25 protein-coding genes are annotated in these 22,201 nt (G+C 64.6%); 7 read left to right on the top strand and 18 right to left on the bottom strand.

Annotation, left to right across the window (positions count from 1 at the left end; all coding sequences use genetic code 11):
* The first annotated feature begins 155 nt into the window (after nucleotides 1-155).
* Nucleotides 156-419, top strand: a complete 264-nt coding sequence (locus CFR76_RS09935) for a hypothetical protein (RefSeq protein ID WP_244191869.1) — start codon at nucleotides 156-158, stop codon at nucleotides 417-419.
* 289 nt (nucleotides 420-708) lie between these two features.
* On the opposite strand, the gene CFR76_RS09930 is transcribed toward CFR76_RS09935, so the two are convergent.
* From CFR76_RS09930 to CFR76_RS09910, 5 genes are all read right to left on the bottom strand, one after another.
* Nucleotides 709-1,734: an acyltransferase family protein gene (locus CFR76_RS09930; protein ID WP_167402104.1), complete on the bottom strand. Its 1,026-nt coding sequence runs from the start codon at nucleotides 1,732-1,734 to the stop codon at nucleotides 709-711.
* A gap of 650 nt (nucleotides 1,735-2,384) precedes the next feature.
* Entirely contained in the window at nucleotides 2,385-2,684 is a 300-nt protein-coding gene (locus CFR76_RS09925) for a hypothetical protein (protein WP_244191868.1), read from the bottom strand.
* A gap of 99 nt (nucleotides 2,685-2,783) precedes the next feature.
* Nucleotides 2,784-3,818 (bottom strand): alcohol dehydrogenase AdhP, encoded by a 1,035-nt coding sequence (adhP, locus tag CFR76_RS09920; protein ID WP_110556996.1) that lies wholly within the window; start codon nucleotides 3,816-3,818, stop codon nucleotides 2,784-2,786.
* Between the two features lie 140 nt (nucleotides 3,819-3,958).
* Complete coding sequence (gene metC, locus CFR76_RS09915) at nucleotides 3,959-5,218, bottom strand: cystathionine beta-lyase (protein WP_110557054.1); 1,260 nt, start codon at nucleotides 5,216-5,218, stop codon at nucleotides 3,959-3,961.
* Nucleotides 5,219-5,233: 15 nt separating this feature from the next.
* Nucleotides 5,234-6,082: a sulfurtransferase gene (locus tag CFR76_RS09910; RefSeq protein ID WP_110556995.1), complete on the bottom strand. Its 849-nt coding sequence runs from the start codon at nucleotides 6,080-6,082 to the stop codon at nucleotides 5,234-5,236.
* Between the two features lie 118 nt (nucleotides 6,083-6,200).
* On the opposite strand from CFR76_RS09910, the gene CFR76_RS09905 reads away from it, so the two are divergent.
* Nucleotides 6,201-7,277 carry an AI-2E family transporter gene (locus tag CFR76_RS09905; RefSeq protein ID WP_110556994.1) on the top strand — a complete coding sequence of 359 codons (1,077 nt, stop codon included), beginning with the start codon at nucleotides 6,201-6,203 and terminating at the stop codon, nucleotides 7,275-7,277.
* Nucleotides 7,274-7,972 (top strand): endonuclease/exonuclease/phosphatase family protein, encoded by a 699-nt coding sequence (locus CFR76_RS09900; RefSeq protein WP_110556993.1) that lies wholly within the window; start codon nucleotides 7,274-7,276, stop codon nucleotides 7,970-7,972. The genes CFR76_RS09905 and CFR76_RS09900 overlap by 4 nt, the downstream gene beginning before the upstream one ends.
* A 15-nt stretch (nucleotides 7,973-7,987) precedes the next feature.
* On the opposite strand, the gene CFR76_RS09895 is transcribed toward CFR76_RS09900, so the two are convergent.
* From CFR76_RS09895 to CFR76_RS09885, 3 genes are all read right to left on the bottom strand, one after another.
* Complete coding sequence (locus CFR76_RS09895) at nucleotides 7,988-8,389, bottom strand: cytochrome c3 family protein (RefSeq protein WP_244191867.1); 402 nt, start codon at nucleotides 8,387-8,389, stop codon at nucleotides 7,988-7,990.
* Entirely contained in the window at nucleotides 8,377-9,081 is a 705-nt protein-coding gene (locus CFR76_RS09890) for a ferric reductase-like transmembrane domain-containing protein (protein ID WP_110556992.1), read from the bottom strand. Before CFR76_RS09890 ends, CFR76_RS09895 begins: the two co-directional genes overlap by 13 nt.
* A 203-nt stretch (nucleotides 9,082-9,284) precedes the next feature.
* A complete protein-coding gene (locus CFR76_RS09885; RefSeq protein WP_110557052.1) occupies nucleotides 9,285-10,703 on the bottom strand; it encodes a phospholipase D-like domain-containing protein in 1,419 nt (472 codons plus the stop codon).
* A 121-nt stretch (nucleotides 10,704-10,824) separates the two neighbouring features.
* Here CFR76_RS09885 and CFR76_RS09880 point away from each other — a divergent pair, with 121 nt between their 5' ends.
* Nucleotides 10,825-11,223, top strand: a complete 399-nt coding sequence (locus tag CFR76_RS09880; protein WP_408884368.1) for a YraN family protein — start codon at nucleotides 10,825-10,827, stop codon at nucleotides 11,221-11,223.
* Between the two features lie 15 nt (nucleotides 11,224-11,238).
* Here the strand turns inward: CFR76_RS09880 and CFR76_RS09875 are convergent, their stop codons facing one another.
* From CFR76_RS09875 to purB, 10 genes are all read right to left on the bottom strand, one after another.
* A complete protein-coding gene (locus CFR76_RS09875; protein ID WP_208623969.1) occupies nucleotides 11,239-11,571 on the bottom strand; it encodes a hypothetical protein in 333 nt (110 codons plus the stop codon).
* Nucleotides 11,572-11,713: 142 nt separating this feature from the next.
* Nucleotides 11,714-12,049, bottom strand: coding sequence for a Grx4 family monothiol glutaredoxin (grxD, locus tag CFR76_RS09870; protein ID WP_110556990.1), 336 nt, complete (start codon nucleotides 12,047-12,049; stop codon nucleotides 11,714-11,716).
* A gap of 38 nt (nucleotides 12,050-12,087) precedes the next feature.
* Nucleotides 12,088-12,321, bottom strand: coding sequence for a BolA family protein (locus CFR76_RS09865; RefSeq protein ID WP_110556989.1), 234 nt, complete (start codon nucleotides 12,319-12,321; stop codon nucleotides 12,088-12,090).
* 19 nt (nucleotides 12,322-12,340) lie between these two features.
* Complete coding sequence (purL, locus tag CFR76_RS09860) at nucleotides 12,341-14,551, bottom strand: phosphoribosylformylglycinamidine synthase subunit PurL (RefSeq protein ID WP_110556988.1); 2,211 nt, start codon at nucleotides 14,549-14,551, stop codon at nucleotides 12,341-12,343.
* Complete coding sequence (gene purQ / locus CFR76_RS09855; protein ID WP_110556987.1) at nucleotides 14,548-15,252, bottom strand: phosphoribosylformylglycinamidine synthase subunit PurQ; 705 nt, start codon at nucleotides 15,250-15,252, stop codon at nucleotides 14,548-14,550. Before purQ ends, purL begins: the two co-directional genes overlap by 4 nt.
* Nucleotides 15,249-15,632: a Rap1a/Tai family immunity protein gene (locus tag CFR76_RS09850; RefSeq protein WP_110556986.1), complete on the bottom strand. Its 384-nt coding sequence runs from the start codon at nucleotides 15,630-15,632 to the stop codon at nucleotides 15,249-15,251. Before CFR76_RS09850 ends, purQ begins: the two co-directional genes overlap by 4 nt.
* Nucleotides 15,629-15,871, bottom strand: coding sequence for a phosphoribosylformylglycinamidine synthase subunit PurS (purS, locus tag CFR76_RS09845; protein ID WP_110556985.1), 243 nt, complete (start codon nucleotides 15,869-15,871; stop codon nucleotides 15,629-15,631). Before purS ends, CFR76_RS09850 begins: the two co-directional genes overlap by 4 nt.
* Nucleotides 15,868-16,632, bottom strand: a complete 765-nt coding sequence (gene purC, locus CFR76_RS09840) for a phosphoribosylaminoimidazolesuccinocarboxamide synthase (RefSeq protein WP_010507961.1) — start codon at nucleotides 16,630-16,632, stop codon at nucleotides 15,868-15,870. The genes purS and purC overlap by 4 nt, the downstream gene beginning before the upstream one ends.
* A 131-nt stretch (nucleotides 16,633-16,763) precedes the next feature.
* Nucleotides 16,764-17,507 (bottom strand): NRDE family protein, encoded by a 744-nt coding sequence (locus CFR76_RS09835; protein ID WP_110556984.1) that lies wholly within the window; start codon nucleotides 17,505-17,507, stop codon nucleotides 16,764-16,766.
* A gap of 51 nt (nucleotides 17,508-17,558) precedes the next feature.
* A complete protein-coding gene (gene purB / locus CFR76_RS09830; RefSeq protein WP_110556983.1) occupies nucleotides 17,559-18,911 on the bottom strand; it encodes an adenylosuccinate lyase in 1,353 nt (450 codons plus the stop codon).
* A gap of 225 nt (nucleotides 18,912-19,136) precedes the next feature.
* On the opposite strand from purB, the gene CFR76_RS09825 reads away from it, so the two are divergent.
* The 3 genes from CFR76_RS09825 to CFR76_RS09815 are packed head-to-tail and all read left to right on the top strand — an operon-like array spanning nucleotide 19,137 to nucleotide 22,188.
* The gene (locus tag CFR76_RS09825) at nucleotides 19,137-19,742 is read left to right on the top strand and encodes a YjbE family putative metal transport protein (protein WP_110556982.1); all 606 of its coding nucleotides are present in this window, start codon (nucleotides 19,137-19,139) and stop codon (nucleotides 19,740-19,742) included.
* Nucleotides 19,742-21,724, top strand: coding sequence for a lytic transglycosylase domain-containing protein (locus CFR76_RS18705; RefSeq protein WP_110556981.1), 1,983 nt, complete (start codon nucleotides 19,742-19,744; stop codon nucleotides 21,722-21,724). Before CFR76_RS09825 ends, CFR76_RS18705 begins: the two co-directional genes overlap by 1 nt.
* Nucleotides 21,724-22,188: a phosphatidylglycerophosphatase A family protein gene (locus CFR76_RS09815; RefSeq protein ID WP_110556980.1), complete on the top strand. Its 465-nt coding sequence runs from the start codon at nucleotides 21,724-21,726 to the stop codon at nucleotides 22,186-22,188. The genes CFR76_RS18705 and CFR76_RS09815 overlap by 1 nt, the downstream gene beginning before the upstream one ends.
* Nucleotides 22,189-22,201 lie beyond the last annotated feature (13 nt).

Below are 22,201 nucleotides of genomic sequence, written 5' to 3'. Positions count from 1 at the left end.
AGGATGGTTGTGGTGGCAAGGGCCAGGGCGGTACGCCTGAAAAACATGTCTTATCCCATCGATCTGGTATCCGGTCCGTTCAACGGCGCGATGCGGCGCGGGTTTCCCCCGTTTCGTTCCCGTACGGTTTCAAGGGGCGACAGGGAGCGGCAGTCATGCAGGCGCAACGGTTGCCAGCCATCGTGGCATCTTCCATCCTCTGCCCATCAACCCAACGGGAGACCACCACCATGGCCAAAGAACCGACCGACATCATCCACGCCGCCCTGATCCACGCGGCCGCCACCCTGACAGCCGCGAAAAAGGAAGTGATGGAAAAGGCATCCCCTGACGAGGTGAAGAAACACTTCAAGACCTTCCTCCACACGCTGGAAGCCGGCTGGCGCGAGCATGAAGCAGGCGATCACCACCATTCCTGATCGCAGGGCGTAAAGACGCGCAAGGGGATGGTACCGTTTGGTACCGTCCCCTTTTTTCATGTGTTCCGCGCGGGCCGGGGGCATGGCCATGCACACGCTGCCATCGCCTTGAATGACCCGCTTAAAGACTGCTTGAAAATAACCCATTGATAAAAAACAATAAAATTTTTTTGGTGCTGCCTTTTTCTCAAAAAGGCAGCGTTCTTTCGAAGCTTTTGCAAAAAGCTTCACCAAAAACTTTCTTTAATTTTAAAGCGCTATCATGATCTGACTTTTCAAACAGTCTCTCCTAGATCCTGCTTGGGATGAGCGTGATTTTTTTTGATAAATTGGAGCTTGGCCTCTCCACCAGCCACCAGAAAACGAAGGCCCCCCCAATGGTGGCGGCCAGTGCCATTACAAGAAAAGCCAGCTCCACCAACGCAGTATGGCTCTTTATAATGAGCGATAGAATTCTGAACGTCAGACCGATGGCCATATTATGCGTAAGATAAAGCGAATATGAAATGCCCCCCATAAACTGTAGCCACCGCCAGTTCATCGCGGAATAGATATTCCCCAAAATCCCTGCCGCACAAAGAAGGGTAGCGGTCATGGCCGACACCAGGATGGTGGGGTTACCACGCATAATGGCGATGATTACAAGTATTGTGACAAAGCCTGCAAATTTATAGCGCAGGTCATTACGCCTCCAGGCCCAATAGGCAGCGACCCCGACAAGAAATGCGTACCAGAACTTCAGGAACACCCCATGGGGGAGAGAGGGCATCAGCCCCAGCGGGGCAAGGAGACTGACCACACAGGCAATGGTAATTCCGGTAATGCCAGCCCTGATAATGACCGCATAGATCAGGTAAAATTGAATCTCCAGACAAAGAGTCCAGAACACGGCGCTGATTGGCTGGAAATGAAGCAAATCCTGTAGGTAAAAGACATGCGCAATGATTTGCCCGGCACTGAAACCTGAAGGTCCCTTGTCCTTTACGATGTGTGCCGAAGCTATTGTGTAGGCTATGGTTAAGGCGATAGTCGTCCAGTAAGGAATATCGAGACGTAATGATCGCTTTAAAATAAATCGTCCGAAATCGGAAACGGACAGGCTTTTACCATACAGTGAATGCGCGATGACAAAGCCGCTCAACGCAAAAAATATCCACACGCCGAGATATCCGCATTCTACCGTCTGGCGAACTACGGCCGGAAGCGCATCAAGTAAATGATCGACATGATGTCCCTCAACGCAATGAAACAACACAACAGATGATGCTGCGATTCCACGCAATCCATCCACTAAAGTAAATCTACCATTTTTCATAAAAAATGTTCCATGAAAACAAAAACTGTTCATAAATACTATTTCGTTGCGTGGTAATTGCAAAATAAATTAGACGCAAACGATTATTTTCAAATTTATTCTTTCCGGTCTGATCCATGGATGCCCTACAAATCGTCCATTACCAGATATCTCAAGCTTTTCCTGAACTGTAGGCAAATTTTATTTAATGATTGACTGGATAAAATTATCGTCCAGATCGATTTACAGTAAGGCCAATAACGTAAATTGCCTGAAATTGTAAGGGCTTTCTGAGATACCCGACCTGCCATGGCGCCACCCTGTCCTGGGCCGCACGGATGGCGGGTTCCCTTTGCGGTTGGTGGTTCCGGGCGGCTGACAGCCCTATCAGGGATTGTTTGGACAATCGGTCTGGAAAATATCCCGAAAAATTTCAGGGAGCCTCACCTTCCCTGAAAAAAGGTGGCATCCGGAGACTTCTGTTCCCTTCCATTGAATGACCCGCTTAAAGACTGTTTGAAAAGTCAGATCATGATAGCGCTTTAAAATGAAAGGACGTTTTTGGTGAAGCTTTTTGCAAAGGCTTCGAAAGAACGCCGCCTTTTTGAGAAAAAGGCGGCGCCCAAAAACTTTTATTGTTTTTTATCAATGATTTGTTTTCAAACAGCCGCTTAGCGATGGCCGGTGAAGAACTGGCTCATGTCGCCCTTGGTCTTGTGGCCCCAGTTATCCAGCTTCTTGCCGGTCCGGTCGCCCCAGTCCTTGGCGCCGCCGGTTTTCTCGGCGGCCTTTTCGCGCGCTTCATGGGCCTTTTCACGGGTCTCCGCGCCGGTTTCACGGGATTTCAGGCGCACTTCACATTCCGCATGATCCGTAACACCGTCACAGGCATCAGCCAGCGCCGGGGCCAAGGTCGCCACGTTCAGTCCGGTTGCGCACAGCCCTGCCAGAATCAGCGTCTTTTTCATCATAATCCTACCCTGTCTTCATGTTTCAAAATGCGGGCATGGGCGCGTCTGGCACCCACGCCATACCAGGATACCGAACGCGCCAGGCATTGTGGAGTTGCCTTACGCCCCGTTGCGGAAGTCCAGCACCACGCGCCCCTGCACCCGGCCATGCTGCAGGTTGTCGAAGATGGTGTTGATGTTTTCCAGCCTGTCCGGGCTGACCACCGTCGTGACCTTGCCATCGGTGAAGAAGGACATGGCCTCGATCATGTCCAGCCGCGTGCCGACAATGGACCCGCGCACGGTCGTGCCGTTCATGACCATGTCAAAGATGGATAGCGGGAAGTCACCGGGCGGCAGCCCGTTCAGCACCACCGTGCCGCCGCGCCGCGCATACCCCACCGCCTGGCTGAACGCCTTGTCCGACACGGCGGTGACCAGCACGCCATGCGTGCCGCCCGTCTGCTGGCGGATATAGGCGACCGGGTCCTGCTTCAGCGCGTTGACGGTCACGCGCGCGCCCAGCCTGCGGGCTTCTTCCAGCTTTTCATCGCTGATATCCACCGCCGCCACGTTCAGGCCCATGGCCACGGCGTACTGGATGGCCATCTGCCCCAGCCCCCCCGCGCCGGAAATGGCGACCCATTCCCCGGCCCGGGTGTCGGTCATCTTCAGGCCCTTGTACACCGTCAGCCCCGCGCACAGCACGGGGGCCGTCTTGATCGGGTCGATGTCCTTGGGCAGGTGGGCGACGTAATTGGGGTCGGCCACCACGTATTCGGCAAAGCAGCCATTGACGGAATAGCCGGTGTCCTCCTGTTTTTCACACAGGGTTTCCCACCCGCCCAGGCAGTGCTCGCAATGCCCGCAGGCCGAATACAGCCACGGCACGCCCACCACGTCGCCCGTCTTGACCCAGTTGACGTTGCTGCCGACCTCGACCACATGGCCGATCCCCTCATGCCCCGGGATGAAGGGGGGCTTGGGCTTGGTGGGCCAGTCGCCACGGGCGGCGTGCAGGTCGGTATGGCAGACGCCGCAGGCATCGACCTTGACCAGGATCTGGTTGGCGTTGATCTGCGGAATGTCCAGTTCCTCGATCGTCAGCGGCTTGCCGAATTCCCGTACAACCGCAGCCTTCATCTTTCCAGCCATCTTGCACCTTCCGTTCCGATGTCATGGCCCCGGCCATGGAGCCATTGTTCCTGCGCCACCCGCCCGGCCGGCATGGCCGGGCGGGGGCATCATGTATGGGCAAGTGTCCCATCCCTGCCCCGTCGCAACCTTGATCTACGTCAGCCCGTCCCCCGCCCTGCGCGGGCGGCAGACATGCCATCCAGCCCGCGCGCCAGGTCGGCCACCAGCAAGGCGCCCGCCTCCAGCCCGACATGCAGCCGGCAGGCCGGTCCCGCCCCCGTAACCGACGGGCATGAACGCGAAATCCCGCCGGTGGTGGGCAGCACGAGGCTTTCATACCCGCCCCATGACGCGCCAATGCCGAAAAGCCGCAGGCCGTCGATCATGGCGGTCAGGTCCGCCTGCGTGAAGCCTGCGTCAAACACCACGCCGAACAGCGAGGACGCGCCGCTGAAATCCCGCGCCCAGTATGCATGCCCCGGGCATGACGGCAGGGCGGGATGCAGCACGCGATGGACTTCGGGCCGGGACTGTAGCCACAACGCCACCCCCAGCGCGGTGGCCGCCTGACGTTCCAGCCGCGCGCCCATGGTGCGCAGCCCGCGCAGGGTCAGCCAGCAGTCATCCGGCCCCGCCGTCTGGCCCGCCTGTATCGCGGTGTCGCGCAGGGGCCGCCAGTCGGCATCCGACGCCACCGTGACCGCGCCGATGATGGTGTCGGAATGGCCTGCCGGGTATTTGGTCAGCGCCTGCACCGACACATGCGCCCCATGCGCGAACGGGTTGAACAGGCCGATGCCCCATGTGTTGTCCACCACCAGCCGCGCGCCGATGCGGGCGGCAAGGCGGCCGAGCATGGGCACGTCCTGCACCTCGAACGAATGGCTGCCGGGGCTTTCGGCAAAGATCAGGCGGGTTTCGGGCCGCACCAGCGCCTGCAACTCATCCTCGCCCGCCATGGGCGGGAAATAGGTGACCGCCACGCCAAAACGGCGCAGTACCCGGTCGGCAAAGCGCCGGGTGGGGCCATAGACGGAATCGGACAGCAGGCAGTGATCCCCCGCCTGCAGGTAGGCCAGCAGCGGCAGCGTGCAGGCCGCAAGCCCCGATGGCACGACCTGCGCGTGGGCGCCGCCCTCGATTTCAGCGATGACCGCTTCCAGCCGGTGCTGGATGGGCGTGCCCATGGCGCCGTATATCAGTTCCGGCCCGTAGCGGCCGTGGCCTGCGCGGTCCATGGCCTCCAGGCTGGAAAACAGCACGGTGGAACCCCGCCCGGCGGCAGGGTTGACGAATACGCCCCTGTCGCCTTCAGGGTGGTCGCGCCCGATCTGGACCAGCCGCGTGGCCATGTCGCGCCAGCCGCGCACGACGCGTTCAAGCAGGTCAGGGGGCACCAGCGCCATGGGATCGGTCATGTCCGCCATCCGCCCTTACGCGCCGCACACGATGGGCGCATCAGGCGTGGACGCCCATTGCGCCCATGACCCGTCATAGACCGCGGGTTCCCCCGCACCCGCGCCGATGCTGACCAGGGCGAGCGCGATCATGCACGCGGTCATGCCGCTGCCGCATGAACAGGTGACGGCGGTGGCCCCGCTTACGCCAAGGCCCGCGAACTTTTCCTTCAGCGTATCAACCGGCAGGAAACGGCCATTGTCATCCAGCAGTTCGGTGTACGGCAGGCTGCGCGCGCCGGGCATGTGGCCGGATTCGATCCCGGCGCGGGGTTCGGGGTCGCGGCCTTCGAACCGGCCCCGGCTGCGCGCGTCAAGGATCAGCCCCGGCAGGCGGCCCTGCACGATATCCAGCACGTCACCCGTGCCATGCAGGCGGTCATAACGCGGGCGGCTGACAAACGGCGCGGGCGTGGCAAGGTCCGGCCCGCTTTCCAGCGGCAGGCCGGCACTTTTCCACGCGGCCAGCCCGCCTTCGAGCACCTGCACCCCTTCATGGCCGAACAGGCGCGCCAGCCACCACGCGCGCGCGGCGCACACCATGCCGTCCTGGTCGTAGAACACGATGCGCTTCGTGTTCGCCATGCCGCGTTCGGTCGCAAGGCGCGTGAAGCGGGCCTGGCCGGGGATGGTGTGCGGCAGGGGGGAATCCGGGTCGGAGAACGTGTCGATGTCAAAGCGCACGGCGCCGGCGATATGGGCATTGGCAAAACGCTGCTGCGGGTCGAAGGCCTGCCCCGGCAGCGCCATGGAGGCATCGAGCACAAGGATGTCGCCATGCGGGATGGCCTGTGCCAGATCACTGGCTGAAATCAGCGGATGCATACCTTCTCCCGGTGTTTAGGAATTGCGTGTCGCACGATAAGGTGCAGCATACGGCACGGGAACGAAAGTCCTGAACATTTGTCTTTCGTTTAATGGCAGGAGGGGATACGCCACCGTTATGGTCGAACGTATCATGATGGGACTGATGCTGGGGGGGATCGCATTCGGCTGCGTCCTGATCCTGTATCCGTTCATGACCGCCCTGCTGTGGGCGGCGATCCTGACCTTTTCCACATGGCCGGTATTCATGCGGCTGCGGCGGCACATGTCGCTGCTGCCCGCCGCCCTGACCATGACGGTGCTGTGCGCGCTGGTGCTGGTGGTGCCGCTGGCCGCCGTGGTGTCCAACAGCATTGCCGATGTACCGGCCACATTGCAGTACATCGTTGACGCCGTGGGCACGCTGCACCTGCCGCCGCTGCCCGCGCGCCTTGCGCGTATCCCGCATTTCGGCCCCGAAATCGTTGCAAAATGGCAGGAATGGTCGGTTGATATCGGCAGCATAGACCAGATCGTGCGCCCCTATGCCGGGCGCATCGGGCAATCCATCCTGACCGCCATGATGCAACTGGCCAGCGGGCTGGCGCACCTGGCCATGGCGCTGTTCATTTCCTTCTTCTTCTGGCTGGGGGGCGATGCGCTGGGCGATACCTTCGTCGCCGTGGTGCACAGGATCGCGGGCGTGTATGCCGACCGGATTTTGCGCATCGTGGGGCGGACCATACGCGGCACGGTGTACGGTATCCTTGGCACCGCCATCATCCAGGGCATCCTGACCAGCATCGGCTTCGCCATCGCGGGCATTTCCAGCCCGGTGCTGCTGGGGGCGGTCACCGCCTTTGTCGCGGTGCTGCCCATCGGCGCGCCGCTGGTATGGATTCCCGCCGCCGTGTTCCTGCTGCTGACCCACCATCCGGGCTGGGGCGTCTTCCTGCTGCTGTATGGCACGATCATCGTATCGGGGGCGGACCACGTCATCCGGCCCATGTTCATCGCGCGCGGGGCGCAGATGCCCTACCTGCTGACCGTGCTGGGGGTCCTGGGCGGCGTGCTGACCTTCGGGGGGCTGGGAATTTTCCTTGGCCCCGTGCTGATTGGCGTAGGCTATACCCTGACCGCCGAATTCGCCGCGGGCGACCCCCGATCCAAAGACCCCATCCCTGACGAGATACGCGAGCCGTTTATCGAACCATGACCCTAGCGCGCCCCTACCTTCGCCTGCCATCCATCCAGCCCCGGCACGGCACGCCGCCACAGATGGACCTGACCCCGCCCAAGCGCGAGGCCGAGGCGATCAAGATCGTAAGCTGGAACCTGCTGCGCCGCATCGGGGCGACGGTGCGCGACGTGATCGACCTGATCCGCACCGAACGGCCCGACCTTATGCTGATGCAGGAAGCGACGGTGGAAATCGACACCCTGCCCACGCTGATCGGCGGGCATTACGCGCGCTCCCCCCTGCCCGGCCGCATACACGGGCTGGCATGCTGGAGTCCGTGGCCCTACCGCCGCCAGCCGCTGACCTGCACCCTGCCCGCGGGCACGCTGATCCGCCGCGTGGCCCAGATTGTCGATTGCGGGACGGTCACGGTGGCCAATGTCCATCTTTCGCACGGGCAACTGCTCAACCGCAGGCAGTTGCGCCGCGTCGTGCAGATCCTGCCGCACCAGGCCGCCATACTGGGCGATTTCAACCAGGTCGGTCCCGCCCTGATCCGGCATTTCCACGATGTGGGGCCGCGCGAACCCACGCACCGCATGGCCGACATGCTGCCCATCCGGCTCGACCGCTGCCTTGTGCGCGGCCTGACCTGTGTCGAGCGCCACGTGATCGAGAATTACGCATCCGACCACCGCCCCATTTCCGTCCTGCTCCGGCCCACGCGCTGAACCCGTGGCACAGGGTCAGAACAGCCGCCCATGCGCCGGAATGTCCGGCCTGCGGGCATGGCAGTCGCGGCATTCATGCACCGGCCCCGCCTGCCGCCCCTGCTGTTGCAGGTTCAGGTGGCAGCCTTCGCACAGGTCATGGAACTGGTCGCGGATGATGGGGGCCAGTTGCGGCGTTTCCCTGTGGCAGGCGATGCAGGTGCGGTGCGTCGCCGGTGTCACCACCGGGCTGAGGAAATCATGGTGGCAGGTGACGCAGTTATAGCCCCCATGCGCGCGGTGGTGGAACACAAGGGGAATGTCCTGCCCCGTCGCGACCGTCATCCGGTGGCCCACCACCAGCAGGGCGAACAGGGCCGCAAGCCCGGTCACCGTCAGCACGGGCGCCAGCGCGCGCCGCAGCCCTAATGCCGCCATAACACGAACGCCACCGTTTCACACGCCGCCACGCCCAGCATGGCGCCCGCCAGCCGGCGGGCCAGGTACGCCGTATGCAGCCGCCGCCTGCGCCCATCGTGGCGGGCGGGCAGGCGCGCCAGCAGCCTGCGCTCGCCCACCGGCAGCACGCAGGCCACCACGGCGATCCCGGCACACATCCATACCTGCCACCACAGCGCCACATGCACCCGCGTCGCCACGACATGGAAAACCGATGCCCCCAGCACCGCCATCGCCAGCAGCGCGTGCGACCGGCGGAACATCGCCGCCGTCGCATACAGCCCGCGCCGCACGCGCTGCAACGCAAGGCACGGCGTCACCACCGCCAGCGCCGCCGCGGCGGCACCGAACTGCATGCCGGGCGCGCCCGATGGCCACAGGTCATACAGCGTCTGCGGGTCAACCCATATGATCCCGCCTGCATGCAGCGCCACAAGCCCGACGAACAGCCAGGCCAGCCAGCGATGCAGGGTCAGGAAGAACCGGCCGTCAAAGAAGGGTTCGGGCAGCGGCCGCCCGGTCAGGGCAAACAGCGTGAGCAGGAAAAACAGCGCCGAAAACCCGCACAGCATGCTGGCTTCCCACGCAATGGACAGGTGCATGGTGCTGTATGGCCACAGACACAGCAGGAATACGCTGTAGGCCGCGCATAATGGCAGGATCAGGAACATGCGACACGCGGTATATGTGGCATGGCCATAAGGGACTGCTTCAGGGAAATCTGTTGATAGAACGGCGTAAAGGTTTTGGTGAAGCTTTTTTCAAAAAGCCTCGGAATACGCCGCCTTTTTGAAAACAGGCGGCGCCCAGAACCTTTCATTACCCCTATGCAATGGTAGGCATGCACGCCCGGCCCTGTCAATTCACCCCGGCCCTACAGGTAAGGCAGGAACAGCCGCGCCGCCGCATCGCGCATCTTCAGCGCGAAGGAACGGCGGTCAAGGTCATGATGCGTCAGGCGCACATGGCGGTGGGTGGCGATGAAATCATCGATCAGGGTCGCCAGCGCCCCGTCATAGGCTTCCAGGTTGATTTCAAAGTTCAGCCGCAGGCTGCGCACATCCAGGTTGGAACTGCCGACAAATGACCAGTGCCGGTCCACCACCATAAGCTTGGAATGGTTGAACGGCGGCCGCGCCAGCCAGATCCGGCAGCCCGAATCAAGGAAACGCGGCAGGTTGGCCGACCGCGCCCAGTCCAGCACGGTATGGTTGCTGTGCCATGGCACGACGATATCCACCTCGATCCCGCGCATGGACGCCAGCGCCAGCGCGGTCAGGAAACGGTCATCGGGCAGGAAATACGGCGTCATGATCCGGATGCTGCGCCGCGCCAGCGTGAAAGCCTGCAACATGGTGTATTCGATCTTTTCCAGATCCATGTCCGGCCCTGCGGTCACGACGCGGCTCAGGGTGGGGCCATGGCTGTCCTGGCGCGGGAAGTAGATGTCCGCCGTCAGTTCCTCGCCTCGAGTAAAGGCCCAGTCACGGGCGAAGGCCTCGCTCAACTGGTGGACGACCGGGCCTTTCACTTCAAAATGCGTGTCCGATACCGGGTGGCGGGGGTGGGATGCGGCGATGTTTTCCGCGCCGATGTTCAGCCCGCCCATGAAGCCGGTCAGCCCGTCCACTACCAGTATCTTCTTGTGGTCGCGCATGTTGATGAACGGCATGCGCCACGGCAGCATGGAATGCATGAACCGCCCCACCGGCACGCCCGCCTCATGCAGGATGCGCCCCACGCCACAGTGGAAATACCCCGACCCCACGCCATCAACCAGCACGCGCACCTGTGCCCCGCGCCTGTGGGCCGCGACCAGCGCGTCACAGAACTGCCGCCCGATCCGGTCGTCACGGAAGATGTACGAACACATCAGCACGCTGTGCCGCGCGGCGTTGATGGCATCCAGCATGCGGGGATAGACGGTGTCGCCATCATGCATGGGCGTGATCGCGTTACCCCCCAGCAGCGGGCGGCCGGTCAGCTTGCCCACCATGGAGGCCAGTGGCGCGAAATCCCCGGATTCGTCACGCCGCCATTGCGATGACATGGTGCGGCTGCGCCACGGGTGCTGTCCCGCCATGCGCCGCGCACGCCGGTGCACGCGGTTGATGCCGAACATCAGGTACAGCGCCCCGCCCGTAAGCGGCATGAGCACGGTCACGCCAATCCAGCCGATGGACGCCCCGACATCGCGCTTGGTCAGCAGCACACGCACCACCACCGCCGCGATGATGGACACGCGCGCCAGCAGCAGGCAAAGATCCCATATGGTCAGGAAATGAAGAAGCATGTCGCACATCCCGTCGCGGCCCACGGCGTCCGCCCCCGACCGCCAGAGCCTGGTCGTGCTGCCTGCTATATCCTACCAGCCGGGTTTTACACACCCATGCCAGCCGCAGGAAAAACAAAGCATGACAATGCGTAACGCGCCCCCTGCCCCCCTTTACCGCCGGCTGCGCGGCAGGCGGGCCAGTGCTGACGGCATGGCGGCGGAACACCTGGCGATGGCGGATATTCAGGCCCGTGGCGGACAGGTCCTGCTGCACCGTGCGCGTACGCGATGGGGGGAAGTGGATATCGTGGCGCTACGGGCGGGCTGCCTGATCTTTGCCGAAGTCAAGGCGCGCCCGTCCCTGCTGGCGGCGGGCGAAGCGATCCGTCCGGCGCAGGTGGCGCGCATCATGAACGCCGCGCGGTTTTTATGCGCGGCCAACCCGCACTGGGTTTACGACAGCATCCGCTTCGATCTGTGCGCGGTGCTGCCGGGCAATGTCGTGGAATGGATACCGGATGCCTTCAGGCAGTACTGAAGGCGCGATCCGCAATCAGGTGCGGTGGCGGGACGCTGTCGGATGGATGTGATGGACCACCACGCCATGGGGATGATAGGCCACGGTGTGAACCATGGCATGCCGGGTATGGGCGACCGATGCGTGGTTCGCCGCCATCACCACCGGGGCGTGACGCCCCCCCGCGCGACGGACATAGGCCACATGCCGGACCGGCGGCGGGGGCGCGGTCAGCGCGCCCAGTGTCAGGCGGTCGGCTTCCATGTCCGTCACGGCATGGGTGCGGGCATGGGCGGGGGTTACGATGCTGCCAGCAAGACCTGCGCCAAGCAGAAACATTGTAGCATAACGCAAGTCGCTGTAGCGCATCAGGCCCCCTTGTTTTTCAAACCTGCACGAAGCTAGGCGAAAGCGTGGGCCGGATGCAAGGGATGTTGCCCATAAAACAGGAAACGGGCGGAACATTTCTGTCCCGCCCGTCCCGATCGACCATGATATGGGGCCGGCGCGGTCAGGCCGCGGCAGTGGCGATGCCCTTTTCCGCCAGCAGCTTTTCCAGCTCGCCGGTCTGGTACATTTCCGTCACGATATCGCAGCCGCCGATGAATTCACCCTTGATGTAAAGCTGCGGCACCGTCGGCCAGTTGGAGAAATCCTTGATGCCCTGACGGATCTCGGGATCAGCCAGCACGTTGTCGGTCGCGAACGGCACGCCAAGGTGCTTGAGCACCTGCACCACGCGCGCGGAAAAGCCGCACTGCGGGAAGTTGGCGTCGCCCTTCATGTACAGCATGACGGGGTTGGCGTCGATCTGCGCCTGGATGCGCTGTGCGATTGTTTCAGCCATTGTTTTCGTTTCCTGCGTTGGGGGTAAGGATCCGCATGTCAGTCCGGGGTCTGCGTCTGCAGGGCCAGGGCGTGCAGCTTGCCGCCCATGTGCCCCTGCAGCGCGTCATAGACCATCTGGTGCTGCCGCACGCGTGGCAGGCCGCGAAAGGCCTCGCTCACGACACGGCAGGCATAGTGGTCGCCATCGCCTGCCAGATCGTCGATCTCAATCTTCGCATCAGGCAGGGCTTCGCGGATATAGGTTTCGATTTCCTGTGCCGTCATTGCCATCTGGCTTAAAACTCCTGCCCTATCGGTCCATCAGTCGCGGAAAGAATTCGGAATGCACCGCGAGCAGACGTGCCTTGGATATTGTGGACCCGCTGGGCAATGTCAAACCCTGCCCGCCCGAATGGCCCAGCCTGCGGCATGGCACACCCGCCTTTGCTGCAAGGGTGGCCAGCGCCTGCCCGTCGCGCACCGCGACGACGTAGCGTGACTGGTCCTCGCCAAACCAGAAGGCTTCGGGGCGCATGCCCGACTGCGGCGCATCCAGCACGCAGCCCGCCTGCCCCGCCATGACCATTTCGGTTACGGCCACCAGCACGCCGCCATCGGCCACGTCATGGCAGGCGATGATGGTACCATCAAGGATCAGCCCACGCACGAAATCGCCATTGCGCCGTTCGGCCGCCAGGTCGAGTTCGGGCGGCTCGCCATCCTGCGCGCCAAGGATCTCACGCAGCCAGATCGACTGGCCAAGCTGGCCCTTCGTCTCCCCCAGCAGCATGATGTCGCAGCCATCAGGCATTTCCAGCCCGACCGCCCTGCGCACGTCCTCCAGCACGCCAAGGCCGCCAATGGCGGGGGTGGGCAGGATGGATTGTGACGTGCCATCGGGCGCGCGGGTTTCGTTGTATAGCGAGACATTGCCACTGACGACCGGGAAGTCCAGCGCGCGGCAGGCTTCCCCCATCCCCGCGATGGCATCGACGAACTGGCCCATCACCTCCGGCTTTTCAGGCGAGCCGAAGTTCAGGTTGTCGGTCACCGCCAGCGGGCGCGCGCCGGTCGCGGTAATGTTGCGCCATGCTTCCGCCACGGCCTGCGCGCCGCCCAGCTTCGCATTGGCGCGGCAGTAGCGCGGCGTGCAGTCGGTGGTCAGCGCCAGGCCGATTTCCGTATCCTCGACCTTGACGATCGCGGCGTCCGCCGCACCGGGCCTGCGCACCGTCTGGCCGCCCACCGTGCTGTCGTACTGGTTGTACACCCACGCGCGGGAGGCAAGGTCGGGGCAGCCGATCAGCCGGATCAGCGCCTGTTCCACGCCCACGGGGTCGATGATCGGCTCCATCGGCAGCGGCTTGCGGGCCGGTGCCGTGGGGCGATGGTAGACCGGGGCCTGGTCCGCCAGCGGGGCCAGCGGAATGTCGGCCTCGACTTCGCCCTTGTGGCGGATCACGATGTTGCCGGTATCGGTCAGGTGGCCGATGACGGCAAAATCCAGTTCCCACTTGTCAAAGATGGCGCGCGCCTGTTCCGTGCGGTCGGGGCGCAGCACGATCAGCATGCGTTCCTGGCTTTCGGACAGCATCATTTCATACGCCGTCATGCCCCGTTCGCGCTGGGGCACGTGATCCAGGTCAAGGTCGATGCCAACCCCGCCCTTGCCCGCCATTTCAACGGAAGACGAGGTCAGGCCCGCCGCCCCCATGTCCTGAATGGCCACGATGGCGTCCGTGGCCATCAGTTCCAGGCAGGCCTCGATCAGCAGCTTTTCGACAAACGGGTCGCCCACCTGCACGGTCGGGCGCTTGGCCAGCGCGTCCTCGTCAAACTCGGACGAGGACATGGTGGCCCCGTGGATGCCGTCACGCCCGGTCTTGGAACCCACATAGATCACCGGGTTGCCCACGCCGGCCGCCGCCGACAGGAAGATGCGGTCCTGACGTGCCACACCCACCGTCATGGCGTTGACCAGCGGGTTGCCGTCATAGGCGGGGTGGAAGTTGATCTCGCCGCCCACGGTGGGCACGCCCACGCAGTTGCCGTAGCCGCCCACGCCGCGCACCACGCCGTCCACGATGCGGCGGGTCTGCGGGTTGTTCGGGTCGCCAAAGCGCAGGGCGTTGAGGTTGGCGATGGGACGCGCGCCCATGGTGAACACGTCGCGCAGGATGCCGCCCACACCCGTCGCCGCCCCCTGGTAGGGTTCGATGAAGGAGGGGTGGTTATGGCTTTCCATCTTGAAGATGGCCGCCAGCCCGTGGCCGATATCGACCACGCCCGCGTTCTCGCCGGGGCCGTGGATGACCCATGGGGCCTTGGTCGGCAGGGTTTTCAGGAACGCGCGCGACGATTTGTACGAGCAGTGTTCCGACCACATGACCGAGAAAATGCCCAGTTCGGTAAACGTGGGCGTGCGGCCCATGATCGACAGGACATTGTCGTATTCTTCCGCCGTCAGGCCGAATTCGCGCGCCAGTGCCGCATCAACGGGGCGCGGTGACTTTGCGCTCATCCGACCAGTGCCTCCACAAGTCCCGTAAACAGGGGTTTTCCGTCCTCACCACCCATCAGCGGATCAACCAGATCCTCCGGATGGGGCATCATGCCGCAGACCCGCAGGTTTTCGCTGAACACGCCGGCAATGGCGTTCATGGAACCATTGGGGTTCAGTTGCGGGTCGCCTTCATCCACGCGGCCATCTTCGGCCACGTAGCGGAAGGCCACGCGGTCCGTGTCCTCCAGCATGCGGATGGTGTCGGCGCTGGCGATGTAGTTGCCATCGCCATGCGCCATGGGGGTGCGGAACACGTCGCCCTTCGCCCAATGGCGGGTAAACGGCGTGTCATTGCGTTCCACGCGCAGGAAGCAGTCCTGTGACAGGAAACGCAGCGCAGCATTGCGCAGGAGTGCGCCGGGCAGGAGTTGCGCTTCGGTCAGGATCTGGAACCCGTTGCACACGCCCAGGATATGGCCGCCCCTGAGCGCGAATTCACGGATCGCCGCCATGATCGGCGCATGCGCCGCCATCGCGCCGCAGCGCAGGTAATCGCCATAGCTGAAGCCGCCGGGCAGCACCACAAGGTCGCAGCCCGCGGGCAGCGCCGTCTCGCGGTGCCACACCATGGCGGGCGCCCGGCCGGTCACGCCGCGCAGGGCGATGGCCATGTCACGTTCGCGGTTGGTGCCGGGAAAGACTACGATCGCCGCCTTCATTTGCCGCCGCCGCAGGGATAGGATTCATGCAGGGCGGTGAACACGGCCTCCCCCGCCGGGCGGGACAGTGTGTCACGGTGGTCCTTCATCCAGCTTACGACCTTGGTGCGCATGTCCGCCGTGGGGGTGGCGGGGGTTATGCAGAAGGCCGAAACATCCCTGGCGTCCTTTTCGGCATTGCGCTCGAACAGGTGGTCAAGGGCGGCGGAATCGGCAACGCCGGAAATATAGGCGTCACAGATGCCGGTGCCGGCGGGCTTGGTGCACAGCGATCCAAGCTGTTCGCCGGTCAAGCGCGACAGGCGCTGGGCGGATGCGTGGCCTGCGGGCAGGCCCACCGCGATGACGCAGCCAAGGGCAAGAAGGCGGGCGATCTTCATCCAACGACCTCCGTCGTGAAGTCCTCGATCACAAGGTTGGCCAGCAGCGCGCGCGCCATGGCGTCGGCCTGCGCGCGGGCGCGGTCGCGGTCGGTCTCGTCCACCTCAAGCTCGATCACGCGGCCGATGCGGACCTCGCCCACGTTCCTGAAATCCAGCACGTGCAGCGCGTGTTCCACGGCCTTGCCCTGGGGGTCAAGCACGCCTTCCTTCAGCATGACGGTCACACGCACCTTCATTGCATTACCTCCGGTCCCTTCATGTCGGAATTCGTGGCCTCGGGCAGGATGCCCAGGCGCATCGCGACTTCCTGATACGCTTCCTCGACCTTGCCCATGTCCTTGCGGAAACGGTCCTTGTCCAGCTTCTCGCTGGTCTTGGCGTCCCACAGGCGGCAGTTGTCGGGCGAGATTTCATCCGCCAGCACGATCCGCATGTTGTCGCCCTCGAACAGGCGGCCGAATTCCAGCTTGAAATCGACAAGGATGATGCCGATGCCCATGAACAGGCCGCACAGGAAATCGTTGATGCGCATGCTCAGCGACACGATATCTTCCATGTCATGCGGGCAGGCCCAGCCAAACGCGGTGATGTGTTCCTCGCTCACCATCGGGTCATTCAGGGCGTCGTTCTTGTAATAGAACTCGATGATCGGGCGCGGCAGGCGCGTGCCTTCCTGGATGCCCAGCCGCTTGGACAGGCTGCCCGCCGCCACGTTGCGCACCACGACTTCCAGCGGGATGATCTCGACTTCGCGGATAAGCTGCTCGCGCATGTTCAGGCGGCGGATGAAATGGGTGGGAATCCCGATATCGTGCAGCCGCAGCATGAGGTGTTCGCTGATACGGTTGTTCAGCACCCCCTTGCCGGTGATGACGCCCTTTTTCGCGCCGTTGCCGGCGCTGGCGTCATCCTTGAAATACTGCACGAGGGTGCCCGGCTCGGGTCCCTCGAAAAGGATCTTGGCTTTTCCTTCGTAAAGCTGGCGGCGGCGGCCCATACTCGTCCTTCACATAACGCTGCGGGAACGGGCCGGGAGTGGCCCCTCCCCTGATCTGCGGGATCTGCTGTCGGCATGATCCCTGATGATGCGCATGGCATAGCAGCGATCCGCCCCGGAAGATACCATATTTACCCCGCCCGCGCGCCCGGGGCCGACAGGTTGACGGGCTGGTAGCCCACGCGGTCCGGGGCGCCGGCGGCGAAAAACCATGAATGCCGCCCGTCGCGCGCCACCCCGATGGCGGACGAACTGCACGTGCCAAAGCCCGAACGCGGCGGGATGTTCAGCTCGCTGCCCGCGGGCAGGGACCGATCGGCCAGCAGCGTGGTCCATGCCGTCCATTGCGGCGGCACCGGGCGCGGGGCCGCGCGGAAACGCGGCAGGTGGCGGGCGATGCGCGGCATGGCCATGTCATCGGGGTCGGTGGTGGCGACCATGTGCACGCCGGGCGCCAGCGGCTCGATTTGTGGCTGTCCATAGCCGGGGCCACGGATGAAGAAGGCGTCGTCCCCGTCGGCCACGATCATGTTGAACGACCGCCACGCGCCCGCGTCGATCGTGGCGATATGCGCCACGGCGTCGCGCGCGGTGGGAAAGCGCCCGGCCAGCAGCGGCAGCGCCCCGCGTGAGTTCTTGCCCGGCATCGGGCCAAGGCTGCCCACGCGGTTCATGATGCCGGCGACCACACCCGCGTCATTCAGGGTCAGCCACGACCCGCCCGCGACCTGGTCCTGCCCGCCCACGACATCGGGCTGCCCCGCCCAGTGCCGCCCCGGCGGCAGCCATGGCCGGTCAAGGCGTTCATCACGGTTGGCCGCCATCAGCAGCGGCCATTCCTGGGCCGGGTCGTGGGAAATGACGACTGTGCACACGCCTTGATATCCTGCTGTTGTTTGCGTCAGGCCACGGGGTGGTCCGTGTGGTCAGGCCCGCGCGGGGCCGGACTCACCAAACACGCGGGTGTAGGTATGGTCGATCTGGCGCAGGTGGGCATTGCTGTCCATGGCCGCGTCCAGCACTTCGGGGGGCACCCGGCCCGCGACCTCGGGGTCGGCGGCGAGGTTCTCGCGGAAGGTCCTTGCGCCCTTGTGGCCCAGCTTCGTCCATGTCTCCATGGCGTTGCGCTGGACGATGCGGTACGCGTCCTCGCGCAGGATGCCCGCGCGCGCCAGCGCCAGCAGCACCTCGCCCGAATGCACCACCCCGCCCAGGCTGTCGATATTGGCCTGCATCTGGTCAGGATAGACCACCAGCTTTTCCATCATGCCCGCAAGCCGCATCAGCGCGAAGTCCAGCCCGATCGTGCCATCGGGGCAGATGTTGCGCTCGACCGAGGAATGGCTGATGTCACGTTCATGCCACAGCGCCACGTTTTCCAGCGCCGGGATGACGTGCGATCGCACGAGGCGGGCCAGACCCGTCAGGTTTTCCGACAGCACGGGGTTGCGCTTGTGCGGCATGGCGGACGACCCCTTCTGCCCCTTGTGGAAGAACTCCTCCGCCTCGCGCACTTCGGATCGCTGCAGGTGGCGCACCTCGGTCGCCAGCCGCTCGATCCCGCTGGCGATCACCGCCAGCGCGCAGAAATACGCCGCGTGCCGGTCGCGGGGGATGACCTGCGTGGACACGCCCTCGGGCTTCAGGCCCAGCCTGGCCGCCACGTATTCCTCCACGCGCGGGTCGATATGGGCATAGGTGCCCACCGCGCCGGAAATGGCGCATACGGCGATTTCGTCGCGCGCGCGCAGCAGGCGTTCGCGGTTGCGGGCGAATTCGGCGTAATGCCCCGCGATCTTCAGGCCGAATGATGTCGGCTCGGCATGGATGCCATGGCTGCGGCCGATGGTCAGGGTGTATTTGTGTTCGAACGCCCGGCGCTTCAGCGCCGCCAGCACCGCGTCCAGATCGGCCAGCAGCAGGTCGGTGGCCTGCACCATCTGCACCGACAGGCAGGTGTCCAGCACGTCGGACGATGTCATGCCCAGATGCACGAAACGGCTGTCGGGGCCGACCTTTTCGGCCAGCCACGTCAGGAACGCGATCACGTCGTGGCGGGTTTCGGCCTCGATTTCATCAATGCGGTCAAGGTCCGCCTGCGAAAAGGCGGCCATGGCGGCGTCGCCCCGTTCACGGATGGTCTTCGCGGCCCCGGCCGGGATCGCGCCATATTCCGCCATGGCTTCGCAGGCCAGGGCCTCGATCTCGAACCAGATGCGGTAACGGTTCTCGGGCGACCAGATGGCGGCCATGACGGGGCGGGTATAGCGCGGTACCATGTTCTCGGGCTTCCTTTGCTGCAACGGGCGATACACGAATCAGGCGGCCTTCCTAACCAATTCTGCTGCTTGCGTCTCCCTTATATTCACGCGCAATTCATAACGTGGCATATATCATGCGCCGGAACGGGTGTGTTTGCATGATGCGGGCAGCGAACGGCATAAAGTGATTGTGAAACCCCGCGCGCCCTGTCGCGGCCATCTGCCCAGGAACATAGCTTGCCCATGTCTGCCATTTTTTCCCCGTCCTCCCTTTACGCCCTGGCTCAGGTTGTCCTGATTGACGTGACGCTGGCGGGGGATAACGCCATCGTGGTGGGCCTGGCGGTGCGCAACCTGCCGCATGCCTCGCGCCGAATCGCCATCCTGTGCGGCGTGCTGGGGGCGGCGCTGATCCGGATCTGCCTTGCCCTGGTGGCGGTCAGGCTGCTGGCCATCATCGGGCTGACGCTGGCCGGCGGGCTGCTGCTGTTGTGGGTGTGCTGGCGCATGTACCGCGAAATGGGCGGCGACGACCATGCCGAAGGCGGCGCGCCCGCGCCCGCGTCGCTGCGCAACGCCATCATCCGCATCATCGTGGCCGACCTGTCCATGAGCCTTGATAACGTGCTGGCGGTGGCGGGTGCGGCGGGCAAGCACATGGGCGTGCTGGTGGCGGGGCTGGTGATATCGGTGGTGCTGATGGCGGTGGCGGCGTCGCTGATCGCGCGCCTGCTGGAACGCTATCGCTGGATTTCGTGGGTCGGGCTGCTGGTGGTGCTGGCGGTCGCGATCGAACTGATCGTCAAGGGCGGGGGCGAGGTCTGGACCCATGTGGGGGGTGGCGTGTAATGCCACGCGGGGCTGCTTTCCGCCCCGGCCCCGTTGCGGCATGGGGGCTTGTGGCCGGGCTGGCGCTGCTGGCCGCCCCCGCGCTGCATGCCGCCCCTGCCCCCGCTACGCCGCAGGGCGGCTGGCCCACGCCGGGACAGGCCGCGACCGGCAATGCCGATGATGACCCCGTCGCGGCCAGGGTGCTGGTCTACCTGCGCCTGCTGTCGGGCGGCGGCACGGCGGGGGAATACGCCACCTTCCTATCCGAAAACCCTTCATGGCCGCAGCGCGCGCTGCTGCTGGCGCGTTTCCAGCAGAAGCTGGCGGCCGAACCCGATGACGCGGCGGCAGGCGCGCTGTGCGACCGCCAGCAACTGACCGACGTGCAGGCCCTGCTGCGCTGCGCGCGCGCCACCCCCCGGCCCGCCGCGCTGGATAGCTGGGCGCGTGTCGCGTGGGTCAACCGCGCCGATACGCAGCCTGATGCGCAGGCCATGCTGTCCGCCTTCGGCCCCGTGCTGACGCCACAGGACCACTGGCTGCGATTCGACCGGCAGGAACGCGCGGGCAGGATCGATGCGGCAACGAAGCAGGTCGCCATGCTGGACACCGCCCAGCAGCCTGTCGCCCGCGCCCGGCTGGCCTTCCGCCACAATGACGCGGACGCCGAAGACATGCTGGCCACCCTGCCCCCCGAACAGCTGGCCGATGGCGCGCTGGTGCTGGACCGCCTGCGCTGGCTGCACCACGCGCAGCGGCTGGATGCGGCCCTGGCCCTGTGGCGCGAACGCGGGGTGGACACCGAAAAACAGCAGACGCCTGCGGTTGCCGCGGTATTCTGGCGCGAACGCGACGCCATGGCGCGTGACCTGCTGCTGGCCCATCGCACGGATGATGCGCTGTTCATGGCCAATGACAGCGCCGATACCGGGTCGGCCACGCAGTACGACGCCCTGTTCCTGACCGGGTGGGTGCGGCTGGAATACCTGCATGACGCCGACCACGCGCTGGCGGATTTCACGCCACTGACGCAGGCCGTCCCCGTCATTACCCGCAGTCGCGGGCTGTACTGGGCCGGGCGCGCGCTATGGGCGCAGGGGCGGCATGGGGCGGCGAAGGCCCAGTGGCAGCAGGCGGCGGCACTGGCCAACACGTTTTATGGACAGATGGCCATCGAGCGGCTGGCCGGCGACAGCATGAACCAGCTCGTGGCGCCCAACCAGGCGGGACAGCAGATCCGCGCCTACCTGCTGCGCGAGCGCGAACCCGTGCCCGACGTGGCCGATTCCGTGCATTTCGATACCAGCGACCTGGCCCGCGCGGCGGAGATACTGGTGGCATGGGGCGACCGGCACCATGCGCGTGACTTCGTCCTCGCCCTTGATGCGCAGGATACCGGCGTCGTGAAACACGTGCTGGCCGCGCGCATGGCCACCCGGCTGGGCATGCCCGATGCCGCCGTGATGGTGGCGCGGCTGGCGGGCAGGGACGGGCTGACGCTGGTGCGCGAAGGCTGGCCACGCGCCTATGCCCCGCCCACCTCCATCCTGCCCGCCGATGTGGAACTGGCGGTGGCGCGGCAGGAAAGCGGCTTTGACGCGGGCGTGGTCAGCCCCGCCCATGCGGTGGGTCTCATGCAGCTTCTGGTCCCCACCGCGCGCGAGGTCGCGCGCAAGGCCGGGCTGAACGTGAACGTCACGGCGGCCAGCCTGACCGACCCGCGGCTGAACATGCAGCTGGGGGCGGCGTTTCTTGCCGATATCGCGCAGCGCATGGGCGGCGCCGTGCCGTATGTGGCCGCCGCCTACAACGCGGGGCCGCACCGCACGGATACATGGCTCATGACGCTGGGCAACCCCGCGCGCGACACGCCCCAGCCGGACGCCATGCTGGACTGGATTGAAAGCATCCCCTTCGGGGAGACGCGCAACTACGTTGAACGGGTGGAGGAGAACATGGCCATTTACCAGGCAACCGATCCGGCGCTGGGCCGGGGCTGATGGCGCGCCCCCTGTCCCACCTGATCGCCAGTTTTGGCGGCGCGGGGTTCGCGCCGCGCGCGCCGGGCACCGTGGGGTCGCTGGCGGCGCTGATCGTGGGGGTGCCGCTGCTGGGGCACTGGATCTGGATGGCGCTGGCGGTGCTGGTATGCACAGCGGTGGGATATCGCGCGACACAGCTTGCCTCCAACGGGGAGGACCATGGCTGGATCGTGATTGACGAGGTCGCGGGCATGTGGCTGGCCATGTTCCCGCTGGCCCCCCTGCGCCTGTCGGCCCTGCGCTGGGCGGATGTGCTGTGGCTGCTGCTGGCGTTCGCCCTGTTCCGCCTGTTTGACATTACCAAGCCCGGCCCGGTGGGCTGGTTCGACCGCAGGCATGACGCCATGGGCATCATGGGCGACGACATCGTGGCCGGGATCATGGCGGGCATCATCCTGACAGGCATCCGTTTCCTGGCGTGATGCGTTAGGACGC

Source organism: Komagataeibacter swingsii (genome assembly GCF_003207895.1).
Taxonomy (GTDB): domain Bacteria; phylum Pseudomonadota; class Alphaproteobacteria; order Acetobacterales; family Acetobacteraceae; genus Komagataeibacter; species Komagataeibacter swingsii.
The sequence above is the reverse complement of the archived record's forward strand: the minus strand, read 5'-3'. Positions and strand labels throughout refer to the sequence as shown.

Excerpts from the sequence above, each read along its gene's own strand:
- CFR76_RS09935 (WP_244191869.1), top strand. The coding sequence starts at position 156 with ATGCAGGCGCAACGGTTGCCAGCCATCGTGGCATCTTCCATCCTCTGC.
- CFR76_RS09930 (WP_167402104.1), bottom strand. The coding sequence starts at position 1,734 with ATGAAAAATGGTAGATTTACTTTAGTGGATGGATTGCGTGGAATCGCA.
- CFR76_RS09925 (WP_244191868.1), bottom strand. The coding sequence starts at position 2,684 with ATGATGAAAAAGACGCTGATTCTGGCAGGGCTGTGCGCAACCGGACTG.
- adhP (WP_110556996.1), bottom strand. The coding sequence starts at position 3,818 with ATGGCTGGAAAGATGAAGGCTGCGGTTGTACGGGAATTCGGCAAGCCG.
- metC (WP_110557054.1), bottom strand. The coding sequence starts at position 5,218 with ATGACCGATCCCATGGCGCTGGTGCCCCCTGACCTGCTTGAACGCGTC.
- CFR76_RS09910 (WP_110556995.1), bottom strand. The coding sequence starts at position 6,082 with ATGCATCCGCTGATTTCAGCCAGTGATCTGGCACAGGCCATCCCGCAT.
- CFR76_RS09905 (WP_110556994.1), top strand. The coding sequence starts at position 6,201 with ATGGTCGAACGTATCATGATGGGACTGATGCTGGGGGGGATCGCATTC.
- CFR76_RS09900 (WP_110556993.1), top strand. The coding sequence starts at position 7,274 with ATGACCCTAGCGCGCCCCTACCTTCGCCTGCCATCCATCCAGCCCCGG.
- CFR76_RS09895 (WP_244191867.1), bottom strand. The coding sequence starts at position 8,389 with ATGGCGGCATTAGGGCTGCGGCGCGCGCTGGCGCCCGTGCTGACGGTG.
- CFR76_RS09890 (WP_110556992.1), bottom strand. The coding sequence starts at position 9,081 with ATGTTCCTGATCCTGCCATTATGCGCGGCCTACAGCGTATTCCTGCTG.
- CFR76_RS09885 (WP_110557052.1), bottom strand. The coding sequence starts at position 10,703 with ATGCTTCTTCATTTCCTGACCATATGGGATCTTTGCCTGCTGCTGGCG.
- CFR76_RS09880 (WP_408884368.1), top strand. The coding sequence starts at position 10,825 with ATGACAATGCGTAACGCGCCCCCTGCCCCCCTTTACCGCCGGCTGCGC.
- CFR76_RS09875 (WP_208623969.1), bottom strand. The coding sequence starts at position 11,571 with ATGCGCTACAGCGACTTGCGTTATGCTACAATGTTTCTGCTTGGCGCA.
- grxD (WP_110556990.1), bottom strand. The coding sequence starts at position 12,049 with ATGGCTGAAACAATCGCACAGCGCATCCAGGCGCAGATCGACGCCAAC.
- CFR76_RS09865 (WP_110556989.1), bottom strand. The coding sequence starts at position 12,321 with ATGGCAATGACGGCACAGGAAATCGAAACCTATATCCGCGAAGCCCTG.
- purL (WP_110556988.1), bottom strand. The coding sequence starts at position 14,551 with ATGAGCGCAAAGTCACCGCGCCCCGTTGATGCGGCACTGGCGCGCGAA.
- purQ (WP_110556987.1), bottom strand. The coding sequence starts at position 15,252 with ATGAAGGCGGCGATCGTAGTCTTTCCCGGCACCAACCGCGAACGTGAC.
- CFR76_RS09850 (WP_110556986.1), bottom strand. The coding sequence starts at position 15,632 with ATGAAGATCGCCCGCCTTCTTGCCCTTGGCTGCGTCATCGCGGTGGGC.
- purS (WP_110556985.1), bottom strand. The coding sequence starts at position 15,871 with ATGAAGGTGCGTGTGACCGTCATGCTGAAGGAAGGCGTGCTTGACCCC.
- purC (WP_010507961.1), bottom strand. The coding sequence starts at position 16,632 with ATGGGCCGCCGCCGCCAGCTTTACGAAGGAAAAGCCAAGATCCTTTTC.
- purB (WP_110556983.1), bottom strand. The coding sequence starts at position 18,911 with ATGGTACCGCGCTATACCCGCCCCGTCATGGCCGCCATCTGGTCGCCC.
- CFR76_RS09825 (WP_110556982.1), top strand. The coding sequence starts at position 19,137 with ATGTCTGCCATTTTTTCCCCGTCCTCCCTTTACGCCCTGGCTCAGGTT.
- CFR76_RS18705 (WP_110556981.1), top strand. The coding sequence starts at position 19,742 with ATGCCACGCGGGGCTGCTTTCCGCCCCGGCCCCGTTGCGGCATGGGGG.
- CFR76_RS09815 (WP_110556980.1), top strand. The coding sequence starts at position 21,724 with ATGGCGCGCCCCCTGTCCCACCTGATCGCCAGTTTTGGCGGCGCGGGG.